This is a genomic window from Croceitalea sp. W27, assembly GCF_055693185.1.
This window is the reverse complement of record NZ_CM146327.1, coordinates 3,693,981-3,719,841: the sequence shown is the minus strand read 5'-3', so window position 1 is coordinate 3,719,841 and position 25,861 is coordinate 3,693,981. Positions and strand designations below refer to the sequence as shown.

General features: G+C 39.2%; 26 protein-coding genes. 22 read left to right on the top strand and 4 right to left on the bottom strand.

All coding sequences use genetic code 11. The annotated features are described in order from the left end of the window. Window positions 1-122: 122 nt before the first annotated feature. From ACZ1GR_RS16960 to ACZ1GR_RS16945, 4 genes are read left to right on the top strand one after another with little or no spacing between them, the layout of a single operon-like run. Window positions 123-1,073 (top strand): formylglycine-generating enzyme family protein, encoded by a 951-nt coding sequence (locus ACZ1GR_RS16960; protein ID WP_472610030.1) that lies wholly within the window; start codon window positions 123-125, stop codon window positions 1,071-1,073. A 21-nt stretch (window positions 1,074-1,094) separates the two neighbouring features. Continuing rightward, entirely contained in the window at window positions 1,095-2,600 is a 1,506-nt protein-coding gene (locus ACZ1GR_RS16955; RefSeq protein ID WP_472610029.1) for a flavin monoamine oxidase family protein, read from the top strand. A gap of 10 nt (window positions 2,601-2,610) precedes the next feature. Next, window positions 2,611-3,600 carry a chromophore lyase CpcT/CpeT gene (locus ACZ1GR_RS16950; protein WP_472610028.1) on the top strand — a complete coding sequence of 330 codons (990 nt, stop codon included), beginning with the start codon at window positions 2,611-2,613 and terminating at the stop codon, window positions 3,598-3,600. 33 nt (window positions 3,601-3,633) lie between these two features. After that, window positions 3,634-4,086 (top strand): c-type cytochrome, encoded by a 453-nt coding sequence (locus tag ACZ1GR_RS16945; RefSeq protein WP_472610027.1) that lies wholly within the window; start codon window positions 3,634-3,636, stop codon window positions 4,084-4,086. Window positions 4,087-4,157: 71 nt separating this feature from the next. Here ACZ1GR_RS16945 and ACZ1GR_RS16940 read toward each other — a convergent pair whose 3' ends face one another. Beyond that, window positions 4,158-5,051 (bottom strand): DUF1838 family protein, encoded by an 894-nt coding sequence (locus tag ACZ1GR_RS16940; protein WP_472610026.1) that lies wholly within the window; start codon window positions 5,049-5,051, stop codon window positions 4,158-4,160. 424 nt (window positions 5,052-5,475) lie between these two features. Here ACZ1GR_RS16940 and ACZ1GR_RS16935 point away from each other — a divergent pair, with 424 nt between their 5' ends. From ACZ1GR_RS16935 to ACZ1GR_RS16910, 6 genes are all read left to right on the top strand, one after another. Then, on the top strand, window positions 5,476-8,163 hold the full coding sequence (locus ACZ1GR_RS16935) for a TonB-dependent receptor (protein WP_472610025.1): 2,688 nt from the start codon (window positions 5,476-5,478) through the stop codon (window positions 8,161-8,163). Between the two features lie 100 nt (window positions 8,164-8,263). After that, a complete protein-coding gene (locus ACZ1GR_RS16930; RefSeq protein WP_472610024.1) occupies window positions 8,264-9,520 on the top strand; it encodes an MFS transporter in 1,257 nt (418 codons plus the stop codon). A gap of 46 nt (window positions 9,521-9,566) precedes the next feature. Continuing rightward, entirely contained in the window at window positions 9,567-10,205 is a 639-nt protein-coding gene (locus ACZ1GR_RS16925) for a chromophore lyase CpcT/CpeT (RefSeq protein ID WP_472610023.1), read from the top strand. A 9-nt stretch (window positions 10,206-10,214) separates the two neighbouring features. Then, entirely contained in the window at window positions 10,215-10,970 is a 756-nt protein-coding gene (locus ACZ1GR_RS16920; RefSeq protein WP_472610022.1) for a LolA-like protein, read from the top strand. Between the two features lie 5 nt (window positions 10,971-10,975). Continuing rightward, window positions 10,976-11,998 carry an NADP-dependent oxidoreductase gene (locus ACZ1GR_RS16915; protein WP_472610021.1) on the top strand — a complete coding sequence of 341 codons (1,023 nt, stop codon included), beginning with the start codon at window positions 10,976-10,978 and terminating at the stop codon, window positions 11,996-11,998. 4 nt (window positions 11,999-12,002) lie between these two features. After that, window positions 12,003-13,010 (top strand): zinc-binding dehydrogenase, encoded by a 1,008-nt coding sequence (locus ACZ1GR_RS16910; RefSeq protein ID WP_472610020.1) that lies wholly within the window; start codon window positions 12,003-12,005, stop codon window positions 13,008-13,010. Window positions 13,011-13,019: 9 nt separating this feature from the next. On the opposite strand, the gene ACZ1GR_RS16905 is transcribed toward ACZ1GR_RS16910, so the two are convergent. Genes ACZ1GR_RS16905 through ACZ1GR_RS16895 form a run of 3 tightly spaced genes read right to left on the bottom strand, consistent with a single transcriptional unit; the run spans window position 13,020 to window position 15,807 of the window. Next, entirely contained in the window at window positions 13,020-13,748 is a 729-nt protein-coding gene (locus tag ACZ1GR_RS16905; RefSeq protein WP_472610019.1) for a hypothetical protein, read from the bottom strand. Between the two features lies 1 nt (window position 13,749). Next, a complete protein-coding gene (locus ACZ1GR_RS16900) occupies window positions 13,750-14,358 on the bottom strand; it encodes a VOC family protein (protein ID WP_472610018.1) in 609 nt (202 codons plus the stop codon). Between the two features lie 33 nt (window positions 14,359-14,391). Next, complete coding sequence (locus tag ACZ1GR_RS16895) at window positions 14,392-15,807, bottom strand: aldehyde dehydrogenase family protein (protein WP_472610017.1); 1,416 nt, start codon at window positions 15,805-15,807, stop codon at window positions 14,392-14,394. A gap of 165 nt (window positions 15,808-15,972) precedes the next feature. On the opposite strand from ACZ1GR_RS16895, the gene ACZ1GR_RS16890 reads away from it, so the two are divergent. The 12 genes from ACZ1GR_RS16890 to ACZ1GR_RS16835 all read left to right on the top strand — a co-directional run bounded on the left by ACZ1GR_RS16890 (window position 15,973) and on the right by ACZ1GR_RS16835 (window position 25,807). Beyond that, a complete protein-coding gene (locus tag ACZ1GR_RS16890; RefSeq protein WP_472610016.1) occupies window positions 15,973-16,875 on the top strand; it encodes a hydroxymethylglutaryl-CoA lyase in 903 nt (300 codons plus the stop codon). Then, window positions 16,875-18,110, top strand: a complete 1,236-nt coding sequence (locus ACZ1GR_RS16885) for a 3-isopropylmalate dehydratase large subunit (RefSeq protein ID WP_472610015.1) — start codon at window positions 16,875-16,877, stop codon at window positions 18,108-18,110. Before ACZ1GR_RS16890 ends, ACZ1GR_RS16885 begins: the two co-directional genes overlap by 1 nt. Window position 18,111: 1 nt before the next feature. Continuing rightward, complete coding sequence (locus tag ACZ1GR_RS16880) at window positions 18,112-18,621, top strand: 3-isopropylmalate dehydratase small subunit (RefSeq protein WP_472610014.1); 510 nt, start codon at window positions 18,112-18,114, stop codon at window positions 18,619-18,621. A gap of 2 nt (window positions 18,622-18,623) precedes the next feature. Then, window positions 18,624-19,193: a carboxymuconolactone decarboxylase family protein gene (locus ACZ1GR_RS16875; RefSeq protein ID WP_472610013.1), complete on the top strand. Its 570-nt coding sequence runs from the start codon at window positions 18,624-18,626 to the stop codon at window positions 19,191-19,193. Further along, window positions 19,186-20,367, top strand: coding sequence for a CaiB/BaiF CoA transferase family protein (locus tag ACZ1GR_RS16870; RefSeq protein WP_472610012.1), 1,182 nt, complete (start codon window positions 19,186-19,188; stop codon window positions 20,365-20,367). The genes ACZ1GR_RS16875 and ACZ1GR_RS16870 overlap by 8 nt, the downstream gene beginning before the upstream one ends. A gap of 23 nt (window positions 20,368-20,390) precedes the next feature. Then, a complete protein-coding gene (locus ACZ1GR_RS16865; RefSeq protein ID WP_472610011.1) occupies window positions 20,391-20,825 on the top strand; it encodes a nuclear transport factor 2 family protein in 435 nt (144 codons plus the stop codon). 47 nt (window positions 20,826-20,872) lie between these two features. Continuing rightward, entirely contained in the window at window positions 20,873-21,370 is a 498-nt protein-coding gene (locus ACZ1GR_RS16860; RefSeq protein WP_472610010.1) for a VOC family protein, read from the top strand. Between the two features lie 67 nt (window positions 21,371-21,437). Further along, window positions 21,438-22,100 (top strand): isochorismatase family protein, encoded by a 663-nt coding sequence (locus tag ACZ1GR_RS16855; protein WP_472610009.1) that lies wholly within the window; start codon window positions 21,438-21,440, stop codon window positions 22,098-22,100. Window positions 22,101-22,265: 165 nt separating this feature from the next. Further along, window positions 22,266-23,216: a polysaccharide deacetylase family protein gene (locus ACZ1GR_RS16850; protein WP_472610008.1), complete on the top strand. Its 951-nt coding sequence runs from the start codon at window positions 22,266-22,268 to the stop codon at window positions 23,214-23,216. Beyond that, the gene (locus ACZ1GR_RS16845) at window positions 23,203-24,129 is read left to right on the top strand and encodes a polysaccharide deacetylase family protein (protein ID WP_472610007.1); all 927 of its coding nucleotides are present in this window, start codon (window positions 23,203-23,205) and stop codon (window positions 24,127-24,129) included. The genes ACZ1GR_RS16850 and ACZ1GR_RS16845 overlap by 14 nt, the downstream gene beginning before the upstream one ends. An 11-nt stretch (window positions 24,130-24,140) precedes the next feature. Beyond that, entirely contained in the window at window positions 24,141-25,037 is an 897-nt protein-coding gene (locus tag ACZ1GR_RS16840) for a bile acid:sodium symporter family protein (protein ID WP_472610006.1), read from the top strand. Further along, entirely contained in the window at window positions 25,034-25,807 is a 774-nt protein-coding gene (locus ACZ1GR_RS16835; protein ID WP_472610005.1) for an SDR family oxidoreductase, read from the top strand. Before ACZ1GR_RS16840 ends, ACZ1GR_RS16835 begins: the two co-directional genes overlap by 4 nt. Window positions 25,808-25,861 lie beyond the last annotated feature (54 nt).

Sequence of the window (25,861 nt, the reverse complement as noted above, 5' to 3'; positions counted from 1 at the left end):
TAAGTTAACTATTAATTTTATATCTTGTACTTGTAAAATATTTTTTGAAGGGCTTTTTCTTTTTAAAATCACAGAGAAATCTTCAAAATACACCTTAAATTAAGCTATTAATCTCAACTAAAATGATGAAGGCTTTCACAATACTTCATGTAAGCATCCTATTTTTAGGTTATCAAACAATCATAGCACAAAACGATAGTATTCCGACTTTTAAAGATTGTAAGAACTGTCCGGAAATGGTTATCGTACCTGCTGGGTCAGTCTACATAGGCTCATATGAAGATGAAATAGGTAGAAAAAGAGGAGAACGAGATCGCGTTAAAGCTACTATAAGTGAGCCCTTTGCAATGGCCAAGAATGAGGTTACCCTAGCACAATACCGCGTTTTTATGGAAGAAACGAAGTATAAGTCGAATCAAGCCTACTATAAAGGTGAACCCTTGATAGGATGTAATTACTATGACGGAAAAAGTTATGGCTATGTTGCCGAACACAACTGGAAAAACCCAGGATATCCGCAAAGAGAGACTGACCCTGTGGTATGCGTAAGTTGGACAGATGCCAACGCCTATGCCCAATGGTTGAGCAAAAAAACCGGGAGGGTTTATCGAGTACCCTCAGCAGTAGAATTCGAATATGCATCAAGAGCCGGGAGTTCAACACCATGGTATTGGGGCACTGATCCCGCCGAAGCCTGCGGTTATGCCAATGTAGGCGATAGGGCATTTGCAAATAAATTTCCGACAAGAGCTTCTTTTCCGTGTACTGATGGCTATGTTTTTACTACAAGGGTAGGCAGATTCAAACCTAATAAGTTCGGTCTTTACGATATGGTAGGTAACGCATGGGAATGGACCAGTGACTGTTTTCAAAACGATTTATCCAATGCACCGGTAGATGGAACAGCTTGGACGGAAAATGAAAATAATGAGTGTGACGCGAGAACACCTAAAGGTGGAAGCTGGATAAGCGGAATTTCGTGGGCTAGAGCGGCAGTTCGCTCAAGAGATGGTGCAAATTATAAAAGTTTTATGCTCGGTTTTAGAGTTGCGGCCAAAGCTGAAAAGAATTAAAAAATTGCTAAAGAAATAGAGATGAAAACCACAAGAAGAAAATTTGTAAAAAATGTTGCAGGTGCTGCTGCGGCTGTTGGTGCTTTAGGTTTGGCCAATTGCGCTACAAAAGAGGGAAACAAAGACGAAAAGGATACCGCTCTCTTACCCGTTCAACCTAAAGGGCCTGCAAAAGAAAAATATGACGCCATAGTAGTAGGTGCCGGTCTATCCGGTTTACAGGCAGCTGTTTTGCTTGAGGAAGCAGGTTTAGATGTATTGGTGCTTGAAGGAAGAAAACGTCTGGGAGGTCGTGTTTATACCTTAGATAATATACCAGGAAAACCAGAAGCCGCCGGAGAGTGGATAGGGGCTAACTATGCCCGTATGATAAGTATGGTAGATAAAATGGGCTTAGAATTGTTTACACCTGAAATGAACAATAACAATAGACCATGGATGTATCATATTAAGGGAGAATATATCACCGCTGAGGACTGGCATGATCATCCATTAAATCCAATTCAAGGAGAGTTCAAAAATCTATTGCCGAGTCAATTTCTTTCAAAGATATCAAATCACGAAAACCCATTAAAGGACCAACCTCTAGACGCATGGTTAAAACCAGAGTTTCAGAAGTATGATATTCCCCATGATCAATATCTGAGGTCAAAAGGCTTGAATGAAGAGACGATTCGGTTGATGAATGTAACGATACATTCAGGTGGAATGCATAGAACTTCTGCCCTAAACGAACTTAGAAGATATCATGTGAACGAATTCAATAGTAAACTCAAATTTGAAGACGGTCATAGCTATAAAATGATTAAAGGCGGTAACTCTCAGTTACCTCAATTAATGGCCGAAAGTTTAAACAATGAAGTACAGCTCAGTAAAACTGTTGTTGCCTTCAGAGAAAAAAATAATGTAACAGAAATCACCTGTTCAGACAACACCACCTATAAAGCGGACCATGTTATTTGTAGCATTCCTATTTCCGTTTTAAAAAATGTGACTTTTGAGCCTTTGATAAAAGGTATTGCCTCTGAAGCTATCGACCAAATAGGGTATGGCTTATCCATACAGGCACACTTTCAAGTTTTAGAGCCCTACTGGGAAAAAGACGGCTTGGCCCCTAGTATTTGGTCCGATGGCGAATTAGAAAGAATCGCAGTACGACCAAAAAGAGATAAAAACGGGCCCGAAGCTCTTGTTGTATTTATTAATGGGCCAGAATCTCTTAAATTTAGATTGATGCCCGATGAGCAAGTATTTGCCTACTGCCAAAGAAAACTTGCCGAAATGAGACCATCTACTAAAGGACTTCTTAAACCGTTATTGATTCAATCTTGTGAACGCGATATTCACGGCGCTGGGGATTGGGTATACTGGCAGCCAGGACAGGTAACCAAGTTTGGTAATCATATGAGACCTAGACACGGTAACATTCATTTCTGTGGAGAACATACGGCAATTATGGAGCGTGGTATGGAAGGTGCCTTTGAGTCGGGTGAAAGAGCGGCCCTTGAAATTATTATGGAAGCTTAATACACTAAAAATGAACCTAACGAAATCCATTTGCACGCTACTTTTCTGTTCCATTTTCTCTATTGTTGGCCTTCAGAATAGTAATGCGCAATTAGACCCGAATACTAGAGACATTTTACTTTTGACAAAATGGTTCGAGGGTGAATTTGACAATGATTCTCAACTTTGGTTCGAAGGAAGAATGAAGGTTGAAGATGTACATGAACGGGTACATGCTATTCACGCCCGTATCGATGCCCCTAAAATCGGAAAACATGTCTTTTATGTCGAAGAATATACAGGTGGAGATACTACCAACATCACTAGACAGCGTATTGTTTCTTTTAAGAGCAATGCCCCCGCAGAGGAAATAGAGATGGAACTCTATTTTATAAAGGATGCCAAAAAATACCAAGGAGCGTATAAAAAACCTGAAATCTTTAAGGACTTTCCTCAAGACAAGCTTTTTGGTTTGGATGGCTGTAATGTCTTTTTTAAAAAAGTAGGTGAACAGTATGAAGGCAGTATGAAAGATAAGGCTTGTGTATTTGGAGAAAATGACCTAAAAAGATACTCCGTTCATAATATGACCATCTCTCAAAATCAGTATTGGCGAGTTGATCAAACCTATTTGGTAAAAGATGATTCTTTTTATAAAGGCCATCCCAATGACATTCCTCATAAGATGAGAAGGGCCGATATGTACTCCTGTGATGTAAACTTCTATATCAAATCATACGCAGAGCCTGATGAAGGAGATGTCGCCATAAAAGGTTTAAAAATTCACGACCAAGGTGGTTTTGCCTGGGTAACCTACCCTAAGGACAACAAGAAATATGGTTTTCAGCTTCGTGATAAAGAATACCCGTTCTATGCAACAGGTTCCGATTTTTTTATGATGCGCTTTATTGAAGAAAGAAAAACCCGATCAAACATTTTGGTAACTGCCGAACCTGATGCTAAAAAACTATCCTTTAATAGCGGATGGGTATCCTGTTTTTGTCAAAAAATTGAAGAATAATGATACATTTTACAACTAGAAAAGACCTATTAAATGAAACGTTTAAATACAGATTTTAAGACCATACTCGCCTTATCTCTTACATTGATTATGGTTTCTTGTGGAGAAAAAAAAGAAAAAAAGGAAGATAGCCTTATTAAAAGACCAAAGACCGAAGTCGCAAAAAAAGAGCCAAAACAAAAATTATCTGCTGGAGCTAGGGCTTTTATTCAATGCGCAGCTTGTCACAACTTAAAAGAAGGACAACCTAATAAAGTAGGGCCCAATCTTCATGGAATTTTTGGCAGACCTGCAGCCTCTCTTGAGAATTTTACCTACTCTGAAGCCCTAACTAATTCGAGCATCGTTTGGGATGAAGAAAAAATCCGTAATTGGCTTTCTAAACCATCAGACTATGTTCCTGGCACCACAATGGCGTTTATAGGAATCAAAAATGAAGAACAACAAACTGCTCTGATAGAATATTTAAAAGAAGAAACAAAATAATAGTTCAAGTGTTATACATAAAAAAGGGTAGAGGCAATTGCCTCTACCCTTTTTTTAATATGTCGTATTTTCTATCTACCCCAGCCTGCTCCTGCTTCACCACTTTGTAAGGCTCTTACTTCAGCAATATCTTTTGGTGGATTTAACCATTTCGGTTTTTCAGCTTTTGCCCAAGCCAATAATTTTGGTGGAAACTCATCATGACTTTCAACGCGCCATGAGTGCAATTGTATGATTGCCTTTTTATCCGGCATTCCCGCCCAAGGAGGTAAAGCTCCGTAACGCTGCCAGGCCATTTGATGTGGTTCATCTACCGAACCTTCTGGATGGATAAAGAAATCATAATTTTCCCAAGCTTGATACTGTTTTCCTGTTGGTAGCGGAAAATCTAAATATACTTGAGCATTATAAATGTAGCTCGCTCCCATTTTACGATAAGGTATTCCATCTTCTGATTTTATGACCTGAACGCGATCTCCTACTCCTTGCTCTACATCACCATATATTCTATCGTTCTCTAACCTATAGGTAATCATTTGATAAGGATAAGCAATGGGGGTAACGGGTTGACCATTATATTCTTTCAATACTTCACCAGTTTCTGGATCAGTATATGCAAACGTTTTTCTCGTTAAATGCGTAATTTTTCCATTCGGCTCATCTGGCCAAATAATAGTAGAACTATCAAAACCTATCATTCCAAATAGTTTTTTGCCCGATGGATACTCGTAAACAGCGCCATCGGCCACCCAATGAACCGCTTCGCCCGTACCACAACGTGCATCGACCCAATTCTTTAATACATCAGGGGCATTCTGGTAAGAGGCTTTTTCTGCCCATGGATGAGCAGTTGTTTCGGCTTTTTCTAATTCTTGGTCAGCTGGCTGTTCATTTTTTTCTTTACACCCTATAAATAAGGTTATGAAAAAAATTAGCGCTAAAAATTTGCTTTGTTCTTTTCGCATTGTATTCAATTTAATTCTTATAATCAAAAATGAAGGACTTTCTAATTCGTCCTTCGAAGTTTCTTTAATAGCAATTTACCAAAAGTTAATTTAGTTAACTATTAATCTGCTTAATTATATAGGACTATTTACGAATTATGCATCAAAAATGTGGTTTATTATCTAAAAGAATAACAAAATCATTTTGGCAAGAACAAATCGTTTGATATTCCCACATTTCTCATTGAATTTTTCATCTCCAAAAAAATCAAGTTAAAATTTATTTAAAAAAATAGTTAATTTAGTTAACGATTAACATAATTAATTATTATATTCGAAAAGTAATACTTGATAAGATTGATACCAATCGAAATTAATTAACTATAAATCAAGTACTTAAAATCATATTAACTAATAGTTAAACGAAGGACTAAAACTTAGAAAAATGAAAAAAATCTTAAATTTTATCTGTTTAGTCAGCTTTATTTGCTGCTCTACAGGGGTTTTCGCCCAAAGCACGGTTACAGGAAAAGTAACTGATCAAGACGGTATTGGAATCTTAGGTGCCAATATTCAAGTTCAAGGAACCAGTACTGGTAGTGTAACAGATGAAGATGGTAACTACTCCATTCAGGCAAATCAAGGAGATGTTCTAATCTTCTCTTACATTGGTTATCAAACCCAAAGACAAGAAGTTAATGGAAGTACGGTTAATGTTCAATTAAGAGAAAATGTAAGTCTTTTAAATGAAGTTGTTGTTTCTTCAACGAGAAAGCCAGTTAGAAAGCTACAGGCAACAACAGCAATTAATACCATTGGTACAGAGGAATTAGCAACCTTAAAAGCGGAGTCATTTACAGAAGCGATTCAGAACACACCAGGTGTCATTATAGATGAAACACAGGGTAGAAAAGGTGGATTCAATATTCGTGGTTTTCCCGGAGGTTCTATCTATTCGACTACACTCATAGACGGACTGCCCGTGTCTGCTATCGCAGCACAATCAGGAAGTCAGCAAGAATTTTTTGGAATCGACCAAAATGTCCAGAACATTGAGGTCGTAAGAGGCGCAGCGGCCACACTATTCGGTCGTGCAGCAGCTGCAGGTGCCATCAATATTATTTCAAAAACTGGTGGAACCGAGCATCATGGAAATTTTCAAATTACCAAGTACAGTAATAACTCAAGGGAGGGTCACCAATTTGATGGTGAGGTCGATTTTAGAGCAGACTTTAATTTTAATGGACCTATTTCCGATAAATTACGCTACAATATTGGAGGATATGTTTTGGAAGATTCTGGGGTAAAAGAGCAATTTGCTAAAGACAGAGGCGCTCAAGTAAGAGCCAATTTTGACTATCTAATTTCAGAAACTTCCTCTATTCGTTTGTATGGTAGTGTTTTCAATAATCAATTTCAAAATATTACTGATTCTCCATGGGATTTGGAAAATGGTCGCATTTTAGAAGGATGGCACCCAGCGAACACTTTCTTTAATGACGCCAGACCATTAGATAGGGCCTTTGGTGTTCTTGACGTGCGTCAGGGGTTTTTCAATCCTACCCTAGCTACACAAGCAGACGGTTCACCAATTAGAGATGCCCCCGGTGCCAATAGAGAGGTGACTAAAGGAGGAAACATTGGTGTTGACTTCAACATTGATTTAGGAAACGGATGGTTTTGGAGTGAGCGCTTCAGATATAATAACTTTGTTTACGAAGACATCAATGAGTTTAACTTTTCAACCTTCTACGAAGCAGATGCTACGGTCAACCGCTTTAACGGTCAGGCATTTAATCAAAACGTGGAGTTGATTACAGAACATAGAATTTCAAAACAAATTAAAAGCGAAAAAGCTGAGCACAATATCAGTGGTGGTCTATATTACAGTACTGCTGAAAGAGATCGTTTAGGCCTGAATTTTGTTTACGGATCCAGTGTGTCCTTTAGAAACCCTGAAGTAGGTCCTTCTTTCGGATTCAGTTCAGGTTCTTTCGGTTTTCCACAGCCTCCAGCAACCTCCTATATTTCGAATACTTCTTCTAACCGAGGGGAATCGGCTACCGGGATTTTCATAGGGGATGAAATGGTTTTCAATGAAAAATTGAGCGTAAACATTGCATTTCGCTATGACTGGCTAAAATCACGATTCAATACCAATCCTGAAGAAATTCCAAATTCCGGAATAGATTTTGACCCTAGTGGTGAGGTTGTGGAGAACGAATTAAAATTCAACGATTATTCCTATTCCGTAGGTGCGAACTATTTGATTGGTGAATCATCGGCACTATATGCTAACTACGTTAGAGCATTCTCCCTCCCAGGATCAATAAATGCAACCAGTATCGTTCCAGAAGATAACGAAGTGGTCAATAATCTTGAATTAGGATACAGAGCCGGATTGGGTGATTTAACCCTTGATTTTACCTTATTCAATACCAAAATAGACAATAGAATTGCCACGGTTTTTGATGGTAATCTGGGAGAATTTGTAGAAAGACCAGCCGGTTCGAACAAAATACTCGGAGGAGAGTTTGCCGCTACCTTTACGCCCAAAGGTATAAAAGGCTTAATTGTACGTGGTGCTCTTACCCTCCAAGATTCGCAATACGAGGATTTCTTTGTTCCATTGAGTACAGTTGACACCGATAGAGACGGTACACCTGATGCAACAAACGTTGATCAAGCAGGTGAACTGTTTGGCCTTAACCTTGTTGGAAGCGGCGTAAATGCAGGTATCAATTTGAATGGCCTAAAGGCGCAAAATAGACCTACTTCAATTATAAATGTTAATGTTGGCTACAATGCTGATCGATGGGGTGCCGATTTTGGTGGATTTACCTATTCAGGTGGTTATGCGGATGCATTAAACCTTTTTGAGTTACCAAGCATATCTGAGTACAATTTTGGAGCTTATTATGCTTTTCCACTTGGAACCGATGAACTGAGATTTAGTATGCGTATTAAAAACCTTTTTGATGGTGCCAATGCGAGACAACTTGTTGTAGGTGGTCAAAATACAGATGCTCCTTTAATTGAGAAACAAAACAACCCGACAAGTGCTGGTAGAATAACCACAGCGGTGTTCCAAAACCCAAAAAGAGTATTATTTACAATTGGGTACAAATTTTAAGAATTAAGTTTGAGTTAGTTCTAAGTATTAGGCATCACTTTTTAGTGGTGCCTTTTTTTATTACTTTTTTCATGGTTTAGAATTACAACCAATAAGATTAATGAAACCCATAAAAAACTTACGGTGGTATATTATCGGCACCATCTTTTTGGCAACGACCATAAACTACATAGATAGGCAAGCTTTATCCGTAGCGGCTCCGGTTATTAAAAAGGACTTGGAATTATCTAACGAGCAATACGGCTGGATCGTTAGTGCATTTTTACTGGCATACGCTATTATGCAATTGGTTTCAGGTATTGTAATCGATAAAATAGGCACAAAAAAGGGCTTTAGCCTCTCTGTAATATGGTGGTCAATAGCCAATATGCTACATGCTTTTGGAAGTGGAATGTTAAGTTTAGGTATTTTCCGTTTTTTATTAGGTATTGGCGAGGCCGGTAATTACCCTTCCGCAATGAAAGCCATATCTGAATGGTTTCCAAAAAAAGAGCGAAGCAAGGCCGTGGGTATTTTAAATATGGGGCCTGGCATGGGAGCAATTATAGCACCACCCTTAATGGCATGGCTAATTATCGCCTACGGTTGGAAAATGGCATTCGTTATAACCGGAGGTATCGGTTTTATCTGGTTGGCGCTATGGCGATGGATTTATTATGTACCAAAAAAACATCCAAGAATTTCAAAGGAAGAATTGCGCTACATTAAGGAAGACCAAGAAGAAACAATTCAAAAAAGTAAAACACCATGGTTAAATTATTTTAAGCACAAAGAGGTTTGGGGCTTGGCATTATCACGATTTGTATCTGATGGGGTATTTTACTTTTTTGTTTTCTGGTTGCCTTCATGGTTAGCCGATGAAAAAGGTTTTACCCTAACGGATATTGCCCTATTCGCATGGATACCTTTTGTACTTTCGGATGTTGGTAGTTTTGTTGGTGGATGGACCGGTAGTAGACTTATGAAAAGAGGGGTCTCTCTGGATAAGTCTAGAAAAAGAGTAATATGGATAGGCGCACTTTTGGTCGTTCCCATCTTGGGCTGTTTATACATTGATTCGCCATATTGGGCGATTGCCCTAATTAGTTTCGCCCTTTTTGCAACTCAATTCAAACAATCTGCTTTGTTTACCTTGCCCATTGATTTATTTTCGAAAAAGGATGCAGCATCGGTATGGGGAATTTCAGGTTCAGCGGGTAGTTTCGGTGCCATGTTATTTACACCGGTCATTGGTTGGTTAGTAGATACAATCTCTTACTCGCCCGTATTCATTATTGTAGCTTTTCTACATGTTTTTTCTGCAATTATAATCATGCTTTTTATTCCTAATATTCAATTAATTAAAAGTCATGCGTAGCTATCTATTTTTGAGGATCATAATTGGTTTATGGCTTAGTCCTATCATGACATTTGGGCAAAATAGTACAATCACAGCTTCCCTTAAGGAAAATCTAAATGAGCTTTTAGAGTGGTTTCCCGGTGAATACGATAATCATGAGCAGGTTTACAAAGAAGCTGTCATTGACCTTGCAAAAGAAAAAAGGCATCGACAAACCCATCATATCTTTTATCCAGTTAAACTAAACTTTATTGAAGGTAGAACGCTCTATGCACAACAATCACAGCACTACGATTTAGACGATATCTATCGTCAACGTATTTATGCTTTTTCAATAGATGAAGAAGAACAGGCCATTCGTCTTACAATCTACACTCCTAAAGAGCCAGAGAAATTTAAAAATGCGCATCTAGATCCATCATTTTTTCAAACACTATCAATAAACGATTTTATTTTGAAACCGGGTTGTGATGTGTTCTGGAAAAAAAAGAAAAATCAATTTGAGGGTTATCTAAAAGAAAATAGCTGTAGTTATTTTTCCGAGCGATTCAATACCCAAGTTTATTTAAACGAAACCTTGATTTTACGCAAAGATGCCCTTCTACTAAATGATAAAGCTTTAGACGAAAGTGGAAAGCTGGTTTTTGGTGTAAATGATAAGGGACCCACAATAAACCTAAAAGAAAAGTCTTGTGAAAATTAAAACACCTTTATGAAACCTATTCATATTATAACCATTATTTGTGTTGTATTTAGCGGTTGTACTGATAAAAAGTCCAAAGAAAAGAAAGTAAAAACGCTAACAGCTGTCGAGATTATGCAAAAGGCACATGAAAAGTCTGGCGGAAAGTTTTGGCAAAACCCTAAAAGCTTAACCCTAAAAGGACGTGGAATTTTTTATCAAAACGGTAAGGAATCAAAACATGAAGAACACAACATGTGGCGTGTTTTTGAAAGTAAAAAAGAAAATGCCCATAAGGCAAATGGAAAAGTGCGGATAGAATCCTTCAAAAACGGTAATCCTATATTTATAGTTACTTATGATGGGCAAAACACCTATGATGCCAATGGAAAACAAGAAAAATCCGAGGCCGACAAACGATGGGCTTCCAATTTTGGGTTTGGCGTTATCAGGCATGCTTTTGATGAAGGCTATGCACTACAAAAAATGGAAGATGACACCGTTAACCAGAAAGCCGTGTATCAAATTAAAGTAATTGACAAAAACAAAGGAGAAACTTTTTTTGGTATCGATAAAGAAGAATTCAAAATAGTAAAAGTAGCTTTTCAAACACCTAAAGGATGGCACCATCGTATCTATTCTAATTTTTTTACCAAGCCAGAGTATTCGTGGCTGCAATCTGGTCAGGTAGATTTATATTACGACGATAAATTGGCCAATACCATTATTTGGGAAGATTTTGAAGTAAATGAAGACTTACCAGAGGAGCTATTTATTCTTAATTAAATCTTATGAAAAACAAACGACTAGTACTAGCAGGTCGCCCAGAGGGGCTTTTGATAAAGCAAACCGACTTTAGGTTGGAGGAAGTGGAGCTTCCAACGCTAAAGGAGGGGGAATTTTTAATTAAAGTATTGTTTCTATCCGTTGCTCCCGTAATGAAATTTTATATGCAAGATGGCGCAGGCATTGAAGCTCCTTTGCAGTTCGGAGAAACAATGAGAGGTCGTGGCGTAGGAGAAGTAATTGAGAGTAAAAATGCTGATTTCGAAATCGGTGATATTGTACAAGGCAAATGTGGTTGGCAAGAATATAAAATTTGCGATGGGACCCCTTACCATATGATGTATAAGGTAAAACAAAGGAGCCTACCCTATTCCACCGCCCTTGGTGTCTTGGGTATGACAGGATTCACCTCTTATTTTGGGCTCTATCATGTAGGTAAATTAAAAGCTGATGACAACGTTTTGGTTTCTGCAGCTACAGGTGGCGTAGGCTCTAATGTAGGCAACCTAGCCAAAATAAAAGGTGCGCGTGCTGTCGGTTTGGCCAGTACTGACGAAAAATGTCGACTGTTGACCGAAAAACTCGGGTACCATGGAGCCATTAATTACAAAAAAGAAAATGTAGGTGAGCGAATCGATCATTTTTTCCCCGAAGGAATAGATCTATATTTTGACAATGTGGGTGCCGAAATATTGGATATCGCTTTGAGCAAAATTAGACGTTATGCCCGAGTAGTACTTTGCGGACGTATTTCACAATATGAAAAGCAACAGGACAACTCTGAATATGCACTAAAAAATTGGCATAAATTAGGATTGAATAGAGCCCAGATGAATGGTTTTTTTATCTACGACTTTGAAGACCAATTTGATATGGCTGAAAAAGAAATAGCCCAATGGATTTCTGAAGGCAAGCTAACCTATCAAGAAGATATGCTTGAAGGTCTTGAAAATATGCCAACCGCCTTAAATCGCCTTTTTGAGGGCAAAAACAAAGGGAAACAGCTTGTTAAGATTGCCAATACTTAATACTATGGGCACAAACAAACAACTTGTGATTTCTTCTTTTTCTGATGATATCCGTGCTGCGACCAGTATTCTTACAACCGAATTGCCTAAAATTTCGGAAAATCAAATCTTAGTCAAAAATAAATATGTAGGTATCAATGCACTTTACGACCGTGAACTATATCGCGGTAAAGTACCCTACATTAACGTGAAATTTCCATATGTTTTTGGGGTTGAAGCTGTTGGAGAAATAATTGAAACAGGCAGCCTGGTAAATAACTTCGCTATCGGAGATGCTATTTCTACCGTAAAAGTGGGTACGGCGTATAAAGAATTTCAAGTGCTCGATGCCGATGAAGCTATAGCTATTCCGGAAGCAACCCCCGAATACCTTACAATCAATCCAACAGGGGTTTCCGCTTATTTAGGTTTAAAAAATGTTGCCGAACTCAAACCGAAAGAAACTATTGTGGTCTCTGCTGCAGCTGGAGGTTTAGGTCATATCGTAGTGCAACTGGCCAAGCAGAAAGATTGTCATGTGGTGGCCATATGTGGCACTAAAGAGAAAGAAACTTTATTACAAAGCCTAAATTGTTGCGACCGTATTATCAACCATAGAAAAGAAAATATCCATACCGTTTTAAGTACCGAGTACGCTTCTAAAATCGATGCTGCCTTTGATTCCGTTGGTAGACATATGTTCGATGCTTTTCTAAAAAATTTAGCCCCCTTAGGTAGATTAGTAGTTAGCGGACTTGCAACCGAGATAAACGAAGGTTCGTTTGAAAAAATAAATGCCCCTAGAGTTTATGAAAGTATCTATTGGAAAGGAGCTTCCGTTCGATGTTTTATGAATCATTTGTACAAAGACCAGCATCCAGAAGCGAGAAACATATTATTTAAGCAATATCAAAAAAGAGAATTGCAAGTAAAGGTAGACCCAAAAAAGTTTCAAGGAATCGAGGCAATTGTGGAAGCTTCAGAATACCTGCTGGCAGGAAAAAGTTGTGGTAAGGTTGTCGTTGAATTATAAGAGGGTATTTTAGTAAAGTTGGTAACTCTTTAAATCAGGTTCAACCAACCTGTTTATGATTTCAATTCCATTCTTGATAATTATAAAACGTGCCGATGCTTTCACTACGCCGACATTTTTGGCATAATGGTAAACGTTTATTGACTTAGCCTCTATACCATCACTTAAATCCCAATACGTATCAAATTCCACTCTCAGGCAGTTTTTAAACTTTCCAGCAGGAACTTCTACATCTTCTTTTTTGACAATTTTTTGTGTCATTTCAAAAGTTCCTTTTAGTTGTGTACCATCCTTAAGATATCGGGTGTATCTCCGTGTTATTTCTAAATCACTTCCAATTTCTTCATCTTTGGCAAACCAAATAAAAGGTTTCTCAAAAACTGCTATACTGCCATCACTTGCAAAAGTTTCTCCATGATAAGAAATACCGCTTTCACTTACTGATAGTAATTTGGATGCTTTGGTCGCATCATAATGGCGATAAATCTTTGCTGTTTTTGGTATTGAAAATAAATCGCTTCCGTCTTCCCTTTCAATTTTATCAAATAACACCGCAAATCTATCTGCCTTTTCTTCAATCTTAGATATATAATCACCATCTTTCCAGTCCTCGGGAGCGGTATATCGCCATTCATTTTGGTCGGCAATCGGGTAGTAATCGGAAAAAAGAAAGGTGCTTTGTCCGTACCCAATTTTAAAGATTAGCACCCCAGCAAAAATCGAAATAACAGCTTTCATATTAGTCATCACTTTTTTCTAAAAAGATGGTTCGACCATACCTATCGGTAATCCATAAACGAATTCCATTCGGATCCCTAACCAAAAGCTCACTCCATGTACCATCAGGTTTTTCTGAAGGAGCAGAAATGATTTCGTAACCTAAATCCACAATTTTTTTATGAATTGGTTTTGTATCATCAACCAAAAATTGAAGCATTATAGAACCTGGTTCAGATCCGGAAGTTTTGACATTTGCTTTGGCGGGTAGACGCTTACCCGTAGCATCACTGATTTCAGATAAGGCAATATATCCTGCATTTACAAAAGCCTTACCATTATTTTGCGGAGCAAGAACGGTTAGTCGAATTGTCTCGCCCTTTGCTAATCCAGAAAAGTCGGGCAATCTAGAATCGAACATACCCTTTCTATCGATAAGAACCTTCATACCCAGTATATCTCGATATAGCAAAAGACTTTCATCTATATCTCGCACCGTAACCCCAGCTCGCATAAAAAATGCAGACTCAAACTTAGGTTCTTTGTCAGGCCAAGGGGCCGGGACAAATTGAGAGAAAACATAGGTTGAAAATAGGCAAGTTAATATGACTATTAAGACTATATTTTTCATTGTTGCGAATTTGAATTAAAACATTGGAACTTTTTAGGTATTTTTCTCCTCAAAATTGGCCATCGTCTCAGGATGGGCAGTTTGTATCAACAAGGCTTTCTTTCTAAAAAAGCGCAAAAAACCAGCATCGCCCATACGGGAACCATTGATACCCGATTCTTTAAAAGAGTTCTTCTCGGCATCGTAGACTTTGTTTGTCAAACTACCATCATTGATACTGATGGCACCAGCTTCAATCTGGGAGGCAATTTCAATAGCTTTATCTCTGTCTTTTGAGAAAACAGAAGCTGACAAGCCAAAAATACTGTCATTGGCCCATTCCAAAGCCTGCTCTTCTGTGCTAAAAGACATAATGGGAATAAGCGGGCCAAAGGTTTCATCTACCATGACTTCCATATCATGGTTAACATTGGTCAGTACTGTAGGAGCACACCAAAGTCCTCCGTCTATGTTTTCGACCTTTCCGCCACAAAGAATAGTTGCTCCTTTGGTCACGGCATCATCAATTTGCTCCTGAATTTTTTCGGCCTGTTTCTCAAAAATAAGCGGACCCATTTGCCCTTTTTCAGGATTGGTAGTTAAAGTAACCGCTTTTGCCTTTTGGGTAATTATTTCTACAAAGAGGTCATGGATGTTTTCGTGAACGTAAATGCGCTCCAAAGACTGACAAGCTTGCCCCGTAGCTCCTACACAACTTCTCAGAATTGCATCAGTGGCCACTTCTAAATCTGCATCTTCTAAAACAATTGCCGGATCTTTTCCACCAAGCTCTAAAAAAGCGGGAATAAAACGCTCGGCACAGGCTGCTCCAATTTTCTTTCCAGTAGGAACACTGCCCGTAAAGCAAATCGCATCTACATTGTTTACTACAGCTTTACCTGCTTCTGCCCCACCACGCACCAGTTTTAATACCGCCGCCAATTCAGGAACTGCAGCAATACTCTTTTCAAGTCCATCCATAAAACGAGGGGTAACCTCACTTGGTTTCAATAATACACCGCAACCTGCAAGTAAGGCAGGAATGGTATCGATTAATGCCAATAATAAAGGAAAGTTCCATGGACTTATAACACCCACAACACCATAAGGGACCCATTGCTGACCTATCTGCACAGTAGTGGCAGAAGCAGAGGGTCGTTCTGCCGGCGGATTATACAGCTGCGGGGCGCGATAGCTCCACGCTTGCATCAAACCAATGATACCTCCCGTCTCTACTTTGGCAATTCGTTTGCGAGCTGTATCGATTGCCAGCAGCTCTGCAATTTCTCCCTGAAATTGGGTAAAGCTACTCAGCCACTTTTGCAATACAGATACCCGCTCCTCTATGGTGCATTTTTGCCATGCCTTTTGAGCTACGCGAATTTCACCTACCTTATTCTCAACCATTTTTGGTGTATCTACCAACAACTCATAATCATATTGGCCTGTTCTCGGATTTCTAACCTTCATATCTTGGTGTTCGATGCTTTAAAACGCTTCTTTCAAAGTTACAAAAAATAGTTAACTATATTAATCATTAATTATATTAACTTTTTTTGTATTTTTAGTTTTTGATAAGTTAAGATAGATATTTTTGGGAGCACCTAACCGGTACTTCTTTAAACCAAAAGAACAATGAAGGTAATACTCGAAGAACAAGGCTTAAGAGACGGTTTTCAAACCTTGGACCAAGTTATACCTACCATAAAAAAGTTGGAATATGTTGACCGCTTGGTTGCTGCTGGCATCAAACGCATTCAAGTTGCATCCTTTGTTCACCCAAGATTGGTACCTCAAATGGCGGATGCAGAGGCAATCTGTGAGCAATTGAATAAGAAAGAAGGTGTTATTTATAGCGGCTTGGTCCTAAATTTAAAAGGTGTGGAACGAGGTATTGCTGCAGGACTGGACCATTTGGCTTGTTCAATTTCCGCTAGCAATACGCATAGTCAAAAAAACGCTCGCTTAACCCTAGACGAAGCAAAAAGTGCCTTCAAAGAAATGGTACAACTTTCTAAATCCAACGGAATTACAGTTCGTGGGGGAATTCAATGTGCTTTTGGATGTCGCTATGAGGGACATATTGATTCAGACCATGTTCTGGATATGGTAGACCATCATTTGGATGCCGGAATAGATGAATTGGCGCTTGCTGATTCTACAGGAATGGGCAATCCCAAACAACTGGGTGAATTGATGCAAAAAGTTGTGGAAAAAGCAGGAGACATTCCTGTGATTCTACACTTACATAACACTGAAAATAAGGGCTATTCCAATTTCTATGCAGCCACCGAAGCTGGAGTCCGCATTTTTGATACTGCTTTTGGCGGTTTGGGCGGCTGCCCTTTTATAAAAAGCGCCACCGGCAATATCGCGACGGAAGATACCGCCCATACAGCGCATCAAATGGGATATGAAACCGGATTGGATATCCATAAAATAGCCGAAATAAGTAGAGAATTGGAAACGACTTTGGGACATAAACTTCCCGGACAATTGTACCAATTAGTTGATAAAGATGATATTAAGATGATTTAATGGGACAGACAATTTCAGAAAAAATTATATCAAATCACGTTGGCAAAAAAGTTTATGCTGGCGAACTCGTGGTTAGTGAGGTAGATGGTTGTATGGCAAGTGACACTACTGGTCCTTTGACTATCAAAGCCTTTCATGAAATGGGTGGAAAAAAAGTTTTTAATCCGGATAAGTGTGCGTTGATTATCGACCATGCTGCGCCATCACCTAACGAAAGAATTGCCAATTTGCATAAAATGATGCGCGACTTTGCCAAAGAGCAGGGCATGCGTTTGTTTGAAATTGGAGAGGGTATTTGCCACCAAGTGATGGTCGAAAATGCCTATGTAAAACCAGGGGATATTTTTATTGGTGCAGATTCACACACACCGACTTACGGCGCATTAAATGCCTTTGCCTGTGGAGTAGGTTCTACGGATTTGGCAGCAACTATGATGACTGGAAAAATTTGGTTGAAAGTCCCGCAAACGATTCAAATCAATTGCTCTGGAAAGTTGCAAGAAGGTGTGACCGCAAAAGATTTGATTCTCTTTTTAGTTGGAAAAGTAACCGTTTCAGGAGCTACCTATCAGGCCATTGAATTTACGGGGGAAGCTTTTGAAGGACTGAGCTTAGCAAGCCGAATGACTATTGCAAATATGTCATCCGAAATGGGAGCTAAAACAGGCATTGTTCATCCGAAAGGGTTGGAATTGGATTATGATTTTGAAGCGATTACTCCCGATGAAGATGCCAATTATATAAAAACCTTCGACTTTGATGTCTCAGAATTAGAGCCACAAGTAAGCGCACCAGAATCTCCGGATAACGTGCATAACATCTCCAATTATGAAGGCACCAAAATTAACTACGCTTTTATAGGTACCTGTTGTAATGGTCGATTGGAAGATTTGGATATTGCTGCGGAAATCTTAAAAGGAAAGAAAATACATCCTGATGTTCGAATGGTCATTGCACCCGCCTCTCAAAGTGTTTTGTTGGATGCTATCAGTAATGGAACAATGAGCACATTGATTGAAGCAGGAGCTTCATTAATTACTTCCGGCTGCGGACCTTGCGTTGGCACACATCAAGGTGTTCCTGCAGATGGCGAAGTTGTGATATCGGCAGCGAATCGGAATTTCAGAGGACGAATGGGGAATCCCAATTCCAACATTTACTTGGGAGCGCCTTCAACAGTTGCGGCATCCGCTTTAGAAGGACAAATTGTGAATCCTAAAAAATACTTGGTGTAAGATGAGTGGAGTACAAACAAATATCAAAGCAAAGGCGCATGTGTATGGTGACCATATCGATACTGACCGTATCATCCCAGGAAAATATACCAAAACATTGGACATGACTACTTTGGCCAACCATGTTTTGGAAGATTTAGACCCTAATTTCAATAAGATTGTACAACAAGGAGACATTCTGGTTGCAGGTATCAATTTTGGTTGTGGTTCTTCAAGAGAACAAGCCCCCTTGGCTTTAAAAAAGTCAGGAGTTTCTGTGGTTATCGCCAAGGATTTTGCGCGTATTTTTTTTAGAAATGCCATTAATATTGGACTTCCCGTTTTGGAAATCGCAGACCATAACATTCAGAAAGGAGCCGAGCTCGATATTGATTTAAAAGCCGGTATCGTAAAAGATTTAACGGCAGGTGTTACTTATACTGCTACCAAACTTCCTGATATTATGATTAATATCTTAGGAGAAGGAGGCTTGGTGAATTACCTAACCAAATATGGAGATTACTCCCTTTAATCATGAGCAGAATTGCGCCAATTTCAGATTACCAAACCAGTGAGTTAGCCCCACTGTTTGAACAAGCCGAAAAATGGATGGGTTTTCAACCCAACGATGGACTGCTCATGGCGCACAAACCAAACCTATTGATTTCCTTTTTTAGTTTGGCCAAAGCTGTTTATGACGAAGGTTATGTAAATCAAGGTTTAAAGCGAATGATTGGTCATATTGCAAGCCTATCTGCAGGTTGCGAATATTGCAGTGCGCATACAGCCTTTAGTGCTGAAAAAAATGGCGTTTCCGAAGAAAAAATGAAGTCCATTTGGAATTTTCAAACATCATCCTTGTTTTCCAAAAAAGAAAAAGCAGCCTTAAATCTGGCTTTAAAATCAAGTATGGTTCCTAATCAAACGTCAGACAAAGACTTTGATGAATTGAAAAAACATTTTTGTGATGCAGCCATTGTAGAGATTATGGGCGTCATCTCACTATTCGGGTTTCTCAATCGATGGAACAGTACGTTCAAAACTGAATTGGAGGTCCAACCAAAAAAAGTATACGAATCTATTAAAACAACTGAAAATGCATAGTGCCCCTCTGAAAGGTTTAAAAGTATTAGAATTCACCCACGCCGTAATGGGCCCTTGTACTGGTTTGTTGTTGGCCGATATGGGTGCCGACGTTGTTCATGTTGAACCTACAAAAGGAGACAATACACGAAGATTAAAAGGTTTTGGCACAGGATATTTTTGGTTTTACAATCGGAATAAAAAGAGTTTAGCGGTTGATTTGAAATCGGAGGAAGGTATTCAACTGATTTATGACTTAGTGAAGGAATATGATATTGTGGTTGAGAATTTTGGCCCAGGTACGATGGATAGGCTTGGTCTTGGCTACGAAAAACTCAAAACCCTGAACAACAAACTTATTTACTGTTCATTAAAAGGATTTTTGAGCGGTCCTTATGAGAAAAGACATGCCATGGATGAAGTTGTTCAAATGATGGGCGGCCTTGCATATATGACCGGTCGTGAGGGAGACCCTCTGCGCGCCGGGACTTCCGTTATTGATATCACGGGCGGAATGTTTGGTTACATCGGCATTCTTCAAGCCCTTTATGAGCGTGAAAAAACAGGCGAGGGTGGCTTTGTAAAATCGGCACTTTTCGAAACCTGCGCTTTTCTAATGGGGCAGCATATGGCCTATGCTTCACAGATAGATTATGAGATTCCACCCATGCCCTCCCGTGTAAGCGCATGGTCTATTTACAAAGTATTTGATACCAAAGATAATAGTAAAGTTTTTGTGGGTATCATTAGTGAAAAACATTGGGCCAGATTATGTGAGGTATTTGAATGGAGTGATTGGGGCGGCGATGAACGCCTTGAAACGAACAACAAACGCATTGATGAACGTGATTGGTTTTTGCCAGCACTTGATGAACGTTTTAAAGCATTTACAAAACAAGAAATCATCGACCGATGTGATAAAGGTCATATTCCGTTTGCACCAATAAGCCAGCCCGAAGATTTGTTCGACGATGTTCAACTTAACGAAGGAGACAGTCTTTTGAATGTCACTATGCCGGATGGAAAAACAACAAAACTTCCTAAATTTCCATTAGAATATAAAGGAACACGTTCTGGCATTCGAATGGACCCTCCCAAAATCGGAGAACATACCTCGGAAGTTTTAAAAGAATTGAATATCGATGATGATGCTATTGCGAAAATGGTCGCTGCGGGAATTATAAAAACAGAGTAATTGTCTAAATTAAACATTATAAAATGAGGTTTCTGGTTATTTTGTTATTCTTTGTTGGGAATGCTTCGCTCTTATCCCAAGAGACAACTGAAAAAGAACAGGATGCTATTTTAAAGCAAATTGAACATCTTCGCACTGCACATTTGAATAGTGATGTAGACTTGGCTTCTGAGCTGTATCACCCTCAATTGATACTGACTTCGCAAAGCGGAAAAAAATATAAAAAGGATGTGGCCTTAGTAAATATCAAAAACACTTTTGAAAGCTATGAAAGTTCAGATATTGAATTCGTGCATATTTCGGATGATGTTGTATTGACCAATTATATCAATGAACGGAAGTATAAGGATTATGATAAAGGTAGGTTTCGTTTAACAGTGGTATGGACAAAACATGAAGATGCTTGGAAAATCATCTCAATGCAGTCCTCTAAAATTAAAGAAAGAAAAAAGAACTAGTGCAAATAGTAACTTTCTATTGGCATTAACAATAATCCAACTCATGTATGGAACAAAAAGAAGAAACAACTAGAAGTATTTTGAGAAGAGCCACATTTGTGGTTCCAGACGCCGAGGTAGCAGCTCAATTTTATATTGATGTATTCCAGTGGAAAGTTTGGTATGACGATATTGTTCATTGTGATGAGCGATTTCCGCCCTCAGGTGCTCCCCATCTTGCTGAAACAAGGGTAATAATACTTGAATCTGCAGACCCTGCTTTGGGCAAACTCGGATTCATACATTATACTGATGCTCCTTTTGATACCGGTTTGGTTACAAAGCGGACTAAAATCAGAGTTGGAGAACCATTAGTAGTTATAAATACTACAAATATTGATGATATTTATAATAAAGCTATTGCAGCTGGAGCAACCGTGGTAACACCGCCTGCCAACTGGACCGTACCGGGAGCAGATGGAAAAAAAATACAGTTGCGTTCCTCCTCTATGTTCGACCCTAGTGGTATCTATTTAGAAATAAGTCAAAGTGAGTTCTACAAGTAGTCGACCTATACTTTATTATCCCAACCAACCAGAAAAAATGATTTAAATCACCCTATCAATTAAAAAAATGCAAACAACAGATAAAACCGCCAAAGAACTTTATTTTGAAGTAAAAGCGAATCCAGCACGAAAGCGATTCGGATTTGGCAAAAAAGCAGCTCTGGTGAATATTGATATTCAAAAAGCCTACACAAGAACCGACCTTTTTAAAACGGCCTATGAAGCTGACCCAAAACAACTGGATTATGTAAACGAACTAGCTGCTAAATTTCGAGCTTTAGGTTGGCCTGTAGTTTGGACGAATGTCGCTTATATGGACACAGCGGCCGATGCAGGTATTTGGGGAACAAGAACCGATACACCGGATAGCTTACAAAATATCAAATTCGGTTCAGAGCGTTCCGAGTTAGACGACCGCTTGATTTTAGACCGTTCTATGGATGTTTTTTATGAAAAGAAAATGCCTTCTCCCTTCTTTGAAACACCTCTGCAATCGCTTTTAGTGTGGCATCAAGTAGACACGGTAATTTTGACCGGAGGTTCAACTTCGGGCTGTGTTCGTGCCGCTGGAGTTGATTCGCTTTCGAGGGGGTATCGCACTATCATTCCTGAGGAATGTGTGGCCGATAAACATGAAAGCTATCACTATGCAAACTTGACAGATTTATCTTTGAAGTATTGCGATGTGATGGAAGTAAAAGAGGTTTTTGAGTGGTTGGATAATTGCTAATCTTAACTGTCACATCGAGCGGAGTCGAGATGCAATCCTGTCTAACCTCTTGAAGTGTTCTCGACTCCGCTCGAACTGACAGAATAAATAAAAAATTAAAGATTCCCACCGGAGTTTATCCTGAGCGAAGACGAAGGGCGGGAATGATAACAAATGTCATTTTCCATGAAAGAAGACCCAGGATATTATGATTATTGGCCTTATGAAAATCGACCAAAGATTGAATGGCCAAATGGTGCTAAGGTTGCCTTTTGGGTAGCACCGAATATTGAGTTTTATGAGTTGAATCCGCCAGACAATCCTTTTCGAAAACCTTGGTCACAGCCTAGTCCCGCTTTACCAGGATATACCAGCCGTGACTGGGGAAATCGTGTGGGCCATGTGCGCCAAATGGAACTGCTTGAAAAATATGGTATTCGAGGTTCCATCTCTTTATCGACAGCTTTATGCGACCATCATCCTGAGATTATTGAAATGTGCAAAGAACGTGATTGGGAATTCTTCAGTCATGGTATTTACAACACTCGCTATACCTATGGAATGACCGAAGCCCAAGAACGGGAAATGATTAAAGATTCTATTGAAACCATTTACAAACATACGGGGCAAAAGTGTGCCGGGTACCTTGCTCCCGCCCTTTCACATTCCGAAAACACGCTTGACCTTTTTGCGGAAGTAGGCACTGAATTGTTTGGAAATGAAGCTGGAATTTACTCCTGCGATTTATTCCATGATGACCAACCAACGCCGATTCATTTAAGAAGTGGGAAGAGGTTTGCTTCGATTCCCTATTCTTTAGAAATGAACGACACTATTGCCTATCTCGTGCAGAAAATTACCCCTAGAAGGTATGGCAAAGAGCTCAAAGACAACTTTGACAGGTTATATGCTGAAGGTGCTGAAAGCGGAACGATTATGTGTATTCCCACCCATAACTATCAGGTAAGCAATGCCCATAGAATCAAAGCTTATGAAGAGGCGCTCGAATACATTACTGGGCATTCCGATGTTTGGGTAACCACCGGAAAAGAAATCGCACAGTACTTTTTGGATAATTATTATGATAAAGCGTTAGCAGATATCGAAACTAAAAACAAGAAATATGGCAACGCTTAACGAAGATTATCTAAAATACCCCGAGCGTTCCTACGGAATGGACCATGACCGTTACGAGTGGTCAATGTTGCAAGATAGAAAAGCAGTGCAATGGCCTGACGGAAAGAAAGTGGCGCTTTGGGTTAATGTAGGATTGCAATTTTTTCCCTTAAATCAAAAAGGGATTCCGTTTAAAGTTCCTGGTGGAATGACGAAACCCTATCCCGATTTAAGGCATTACAGTTTGCGTGATTATGGTAATCGGGTAGGTATTTATCGATTTTTGAAAGCTTTTGACACATACAATGTCACGCCCACGTTTGCTATGAATACAAGGTTGGCAGAACGCATCCCTTATTTGGTAAATACCATCAAAGAACGTGGTGATGAAATCATGTGCCATGGGTACAATATGGATAAGTTGCACTACGGAGGACAGGATGTATCCGAAGAAAAAGAACTTGTAAAAAAATCCTTAGAAGGACTTCGCAACCTAACGGGGCAGGATATCAAAGGATGGATTAGTCCCGCTAAAAATGAATCTGAAAATACTCCAGATATTCTTGCAGCAAACGGAATTGAATATTTCTGTGATTGGGTAAACGATGACATGCCCTATGATTTTAAAACTAAAAATGGGACTTTAACGGCCATGCCATTACCCACCGAATTAGATGACTATTTTATTATTAACAACAATTTACATTCTTCAGAAGACTGGGCCGACCAGGTAGAAGATGCATTTGAATTCTTATTAAAAGAAAGTAATACTGGTGGCGGACGCATATTGGCGTTAAATATTCATCCATGGGTATTAGGGCAACCCCATCGTATTCAGTATCTTGAACGTGTTCTTGAAAAGTTGGGCGGCCATCCTGATGTTTGGTCTACCTCGGCCAAGAATATCCTCAATGCTTGGAAAAGCCAAAAGTAAACCGATACTAAATGACCGAATTCTTATCAGCTTACATTCCCACCATTCTCCAAATTCTCCTTTTTTTGGTAATGTTTGGCATGGGAATGACATTGACTATTCCTGATTTTACAAGAGTTGGTGTTGCACCAAAAGCAGTTTTCACAGGACTAATTAATCAAATTATTTTAGTTCCACTCATCGCTTACGGAATTGTATTAGTAGTACCCATGGAACCTATGATTGCTATGGGATTAATGGTATGTGCCTGCAGTCCTGGTGGAGCGGTTTCCAATTTGTTCTCCTATTTATCAAAAGGAGATACGGCACTATCTATTACATTGACTGCAATTAGCAGTATCATAACCATTTTCACTATTCCATTAATTATCAATTTTTCTTTGGATGCAATACTTGGGGAAGCTTCCAAAAGCATTCAATTACCATTAGGAAAGACGATACTCAATATTTTTAAGCTAACGGCTTTACCTGTTTTCTTAGGCATGTTTATCAATTACAAATTTCCAGCTACAGCTGAAAAAAGCAAACCGGCCATTAAATGGGGTTCGATTACCGTAATTGTGCTTGCTTTGATTTTTATGGTTCTAAAATTAGAAGAAATCGGAGACAGTTGGTCTTTTTTGAAAGCCACATTTTTGAGTGTTGTGTTGCTTAACTTCTTCACCTTGGGTATTGGTTTTTTTAGCGCAAGATCCTTGAAATTATCTACCAAGCAATCAGCTACTATTTCTATAGAAAGCGGCATGCAAAACAACGTTTTAGGGATGACCCTAGCAATGTCACCCGGATTATTGAATAGTCCTGAAATGGCAGCCACTCCAGGAGTCTATGGAGTTGTAATGAGCTTGTTTGCCGTGGGAGTTATCTATATTTACAAAAGAATGATTGTAAAAGAAGAAAAAGCATGAATCTACATTTAACCGACAAACTTTTTTTAGTGGGTGGGGCCACTAGCGGACTTGGTAAAGCTATTTTAGAGCAATTAGTTGCGGAGGGAGCCCAAGTTATAGCGGTTGCCCGGACACAACAAAAACTTGAAGCCTTAAAAAAAATTCACAATGGCATCGAAATTATTACTGGTGACCTTTCAAAAGAAGCAGTTTTGGATAAAGTTTTACAACAATTGGAAAATCGAATTTTGACCGGCGCAGTGATAAATTCCGGGGGGCCACCGGCAATGCCTGTTATGGAAACTACCCTTTCCGATTGGGATGAAGCTTACAAAACGGTTGTTCGATGGAAAATTGCTTTGACTCAAGCACTATTACCTAAAATGATGGATAATGGTTATGGACGATTGCTCTACATTGAAAGTGTCTCCACCAAACAACCTGTAGAAAATTTAGTGTTGAGCAATGCCATGCGATTAGCGGTAACTGGGTATGTAAAAACCCTCTCTCAAGAAATTGGTGGTTCAGGAGTAACTCTGAATATACTAGGCCCGGGTTACCATGCAACGCAACGAATGGAAAATCTGTTCGCAAAAAATAGCGAGTTAAAAGGCATTCCTGAAGAAGAGATTCGAAAAACTTTTTCTGACCAAACGGCTGTAAAGCAAATCGGAAATCCTCAAGATTTTGCCTCTTTGGCTGTTTGGTTACTTTCACCAATGAGTGGTTATATTACAGGTCAAACCCTAACGGTAGATGGTGGTCTTGTGAAAGGCACGATGGGTTAAAGAAATCAGGAGTTAGGAGTTTTAAACTTGAGCTTGATTTTGATTCTTGAGTTT